The following is a 4,454-nucleotide window of genomic DNA, read 5'->3' on the forward strand; positions in this document are numbered from 1 at the left end:
GCCCCTGAACCGTTCGTTGACCCGTCCACAGAGGCCCGCAAGATTGCAGTCTGGCAAGCTGCGCTGGATCTCCGCGTTGTTACTGGCCTCCGTGGCGCTGGCTGCGGTGGGAGGTGGTGCCTGGTGGTGGAAACAGCGCCAGGATGCAGCGGCCGCGGCCAGCGCTGGCGGTGCCGCCACGGGGCCCAACGCGGCGCGCAAGCCCGGCAGTGGGCCCGGGCGCTTTGGCGGCGGCAACGTACAGCCCGTGTCGGTAGGCACCGTACAGCGGGGTGATGTGCGGGTGGTGGTGAGCGCCATCGGCACCATGAGCGCCCGCGCCACCGCCGTGGTGCGCGCCAAGGTCGGCGGCGAGCTGACGTCGGTGCGTTTCAAGGAGGGTGACGAGGTGCGTGCAGGCCAGGTGCTGGCCGAGATCGATGCGCGCAGCTACCAGGCGGCGCTGTCGCAGGCACAGGGCACGCTGCAGCGTGACCAGGCGCTGCTCAAGAATGCGCAGCTCGACCTCAAGCGTTATCAGGACCTGCTGGCGCGCGACTCCATCGCCAGCCAGCAGGTGGACACTCAGGCCGCACTGGTGCGGCAGCTGGAAGGCACCGTGGCCTCGGACCAGGCGCAGGTGGACGCCGCGCGCCTGCAACTGAGCTACACCCAGGTCACCGCACCATTTGCCGGCCGCCTGGGCTTGCGCCAGGCGGACCGGGGCAACGTGGTGGGGCCGAGCGACGCGAACGGCATCGTCACCATCAACCAGGTGCGGCCCATCGATGCAGCGTTCTCCGTGCCCGAGGCGCACCTGCCCCAGATGCGTCGCCGCATGGCCGCAGGCGAAGAGCTGAGCGTGGAGCTGTGGGACCGCGACAGCCGCCGCCAGCTGGCCAAGGGCCGTGTGGTGGCGCTGGACAACGCCATCGACAGCGCCACCGGCACCATCAAGGTCAAGGCCGCTTTTGCGAATGAAGACGGCGCCCTGTACCCCAACCAGTTCGTCAACGTGCGCCTGCAGGTCAACCTGCTCCAGGGCGTGCTGACTGTGCCGGCCACGGCCGTGCAGAACAACTATGTCTACCTGGTGCAGGAAGACAGTACCGTGACCCAGCGCCGCATCCGCGTGGGCGTGACCGACGGCGACCGGGTGAGCGTCGAAGGCGAGCTGCGCGAGGGCGAGCAGGTGGTCACGGACGGCATCGACCGCCTGCGCGAAGGCGCCAAGGTCGCGGTTATCGATGCCGGTGCCGTCACCCGCGCCGACCAGGCGGCCCAGGACCAGGCCGCGCAGCGCCGCGCCTTCATGGCATCCCTGCCCCCCGATGTGCGTGAAAAGCTGCAGAAGATGAGCCCCGAAGAGCGCCGCGCCTTCTTGCGCGAGCGGCGAGCGCAGATGGGCGCGAGCGGCGCAGCGGCTCCAGCGTCGGCGGCGTCTGCTGCAGCCTCTTCGGCGTCGGGTGTGGGTGCTCCCGCCGCTGCCCCGCAGGCCTCTGCTGYGCCACAACAGCAGCGCAGCGAAGCACCACCCAGAGCAGCTGCACCGCAAGCATCCCCAGGCGTTGCAACGCCCGCCGCCCCCGCAGCGCCTGCAGACCGTAGCTCTGAACCCCCGCGGGGCATCCCTCCGCAGGTGAAGGCACTGCTGGACCAGATGCCCGCCGACGAGCGCGCCCGCGTGATGGCAATGCCGCAGGAGGAGCGCCGTGCCTACATCCGCGAGCGGCTGCAACAGCAGCCGCCGTCCCAGGGTGGCGCAGCCAGCCCGGCGCGCTGAGCGCAGCGGCACCCCGGTTTCTCCCCTGCCTGTCTTGCCAGCGCACTCGCCGCCATGAACCTGTCGCGCCTTTTCATCCTGCGCCCCATCGCCACTGCGCTGCTGATGGTGGCCATCCTGATCGCGGGGCTGATGGCCTACCGGCTGCTGCCCACCTCGGCCCTGCCCGAGGTGGACTACCCCACCATCCAKGTCACCACGCTGTACCCGGGCGCGAGCCCCGATGTGATGACCTCCAACGTCACGGCCCCGCTGGAGCGGCAGTTCGGGCAGATGCCGGGGCTGTCGCAAATGTCGTCCACCAGCTCGGGCGGGGCTTCGGTGATCACGCTGCGTTTTGCGCTCGACATGGCGCTGGACGTGGCCGAGCAGCAGGTGCAGGCGGCCATCAACGCGGGCAGCAACCTGCTGCCCAGCGACCTGCCCATGCCCCCGCTGTACAGCAAGGTCAACCCCGCCGATGCGCCCATCCTCACGCTGGCCATCACCTCGCCCTCGCTGCCTGTGATCCGCGTGAACGACCTGGTGGAAAACCGCCTGGCACCCAAACTCTCGCAGGTGCAGGGCGTGGGCCTGGTGGCGATTGCGGGCGGGCGCCGCCCGGCCGTGCGCATCCAGGCCAACCCCACGGCACTGGCGCAGCTGGGCCTCACGCTGGAAGACGTGCGCACCTCCATCGCAGCCGCCAACGTCAAGCAGGCCAAGGGAGGCTTCGACGGCCCGGCCCGTGCATCCACCATTGATGCCAACGACCAGCTGCAGTCGGCTGCCGAATACCGCGACCTCATCATCGCCTTCAAGAATGGCGCCCCCGTGCGCCTGAAGGACGTGGCCGAAACGGTGGACGATGCCGAGAACACGCGCCTCGCCGCCTGGGCGGGCACGGCAGACACCGGGGCCAAACCCGGCGTGATCCTCAACATCCGCCGCCAGCCCGGCGCCAACGTGATCGACACGGTGGACCGCATCAAGGCCCTGCTGCCGCAGCTGCAAAGCACCTTGCCCGCGTCGCTGGATGTGCAGGTGCTGACGGACCGCACGGTGACGGTGCGCGCCTCGGTGCGCGACATGCAGGTGGAGCTGGGCCTGGCCGTGCTGCTGGTGGTGGCGGTGATCTTTGTCTTCCTGCGCAGCCCCTCGGCCACGCTGATCCCGAGCGTGGCCGTGCCGCTGTCGCTCATTGGCACCTGTGGCGTGATGTACCTCGCGGGGTTCTCCATCAACAACCTCACGCTGATGGCGCTGACCATCTCCACCGGCTTTGTGGTGGACGATGCCATCGTGATGATCGAGAACATTGCCCGCTATGTGGAAGAGGGCGAGGCACCCCTCGCGGCTGCGCTCAAGGGCTCGCAGCAGATCGGCTTCACCATCATCTCGCTCACSRTSTCGCTGATCGCSGTGCTGATYCCGCTSYTGTTCATGGGCGAYGTGGTGGGSCGGCTGTTCCRCGAGTTCGCSRTCACGCTGGCCRTSWCCATCCTGATCTCSGCCGTGGTGTCGCTCACGCTCACGCCCATGCTGTGCGCGCGCCTGCTGCGCCACACGCCCGAGGAGAGCCACGGCCGCCTGTATCGCGCCACGGGACATTTTTTTGATCACACCATCGCAGGCTATGGCCGCATGCTGGGCTGGGTGCTGAACCACCGGGGCACCACCTGGCTGGTGTTTGCGGCCACCCTGGCGCTCACCGTGGTGCTGTATCTGTTCATCCCCAAGGGCTTCTTTCCGGTGCAGGACACTGGCACGCTGCAGGCCACCACCGAGGCCGACCAGTCGATCTCGTTTGCCGGCATGGCCGAGCGCCAGCAGGCCGTGGCCGAACGGCTGCTGCAAGACCCCGCCGTGCGCAGCGTCTCGTCGTTCATCGGTGTCGATGGCGCCAACACCACGCTCAACACCGGTCGCCTGCTGATCGACCTGCAGCCGCATGCACAGCGCGACAAGGCCGGTGTGGTGCAGCAGCGCCTGGCCGAGCGCGTGCAGAACCTGCCGGGCATCCGCCTGTTCATCCAGCCCGTGCAGGACCTGACCATTGAAGACCGGGTGGCGCGCACGCAGTACCAGTGGCTGCTGTCATCGCCCGACATGCAGCAGCTCACCACCAGCACCACCGAGCTGCTGCGCCGCCTGCGCGCCTTGCCCGAGCTGACGGATGTGGCCAGCGACCTGCAGGACCAGGGCCGCCAGGCCTATGTGCAGATCGACCGCGCCCAGGCCAGCCGGCTGGGGGTGACGGTGGCGGGCATCGATGCCGCGCTGTACAACGCCTTTGGCCAGCGGCTGATCTCGACCATCTTCACGCAGTCCAACCAGTACCGCGTGGTGCTGGAGGTGGCGCCACAGTTCAAGGTGGGGCCCGAGGCGTTGCAGAGCATCTATGTGCCGTCGAGCGCTGGTGCGCCGGTGCCACTGTCATCGGTGGCGCGCATCGAGGAGCGCAACATGCCGCTGGTGGTCAACCACGTGGGCCAGCTGCCTGCGGCGACGATTTCGTTCAACACCGCACCGGGTGTGTCGCTGGGCAATGCCGTGGCCGCCATCGAGCGCGAGAAGGCCGCCGTGCAGGCTGAGGGGCAGTTGCCGCTGTCGGTGGAGACGAGCTTTCAGGGGGCGGCGCTGGCGTTCCAGGCGTCGCTGTCGAACACGCTGCTGCTCATTCTGGCGGCGGTGGTCACCATGTACATCGTGC

2 protein-coding genes are annotated in these 4,454 nt (G+C 68.7%); both read left to right on the forward strand.

Translation table 11 applies throughout. From position 1 onward, the window contains the following. The first annotated feature begins 4 nt into the window (after positions 1 to 4). Entirely contained in the window at positions 5 to 1,762 is a 1,758-nt protein-coding gene (locus AC04MI_RS23640) for an efflux RND transporter periplasmic adaptor subunit (RefSeq protein ID WP_476498864.1), read from the forward strand. Between the two features lie 54 nt (positions 1,763 to 1,816). After that, positions 1,817 to 4,454: efflux RND transporter permease subunit (locus tag AC04MI_RS23645; protein WP_476498863.1), on the forward strand; the 2,638-nt coding region annotated here is incomplete at its 3' end.

The organism is Acidovorax sp. LjRoot204, assembly GCF_056175785.1.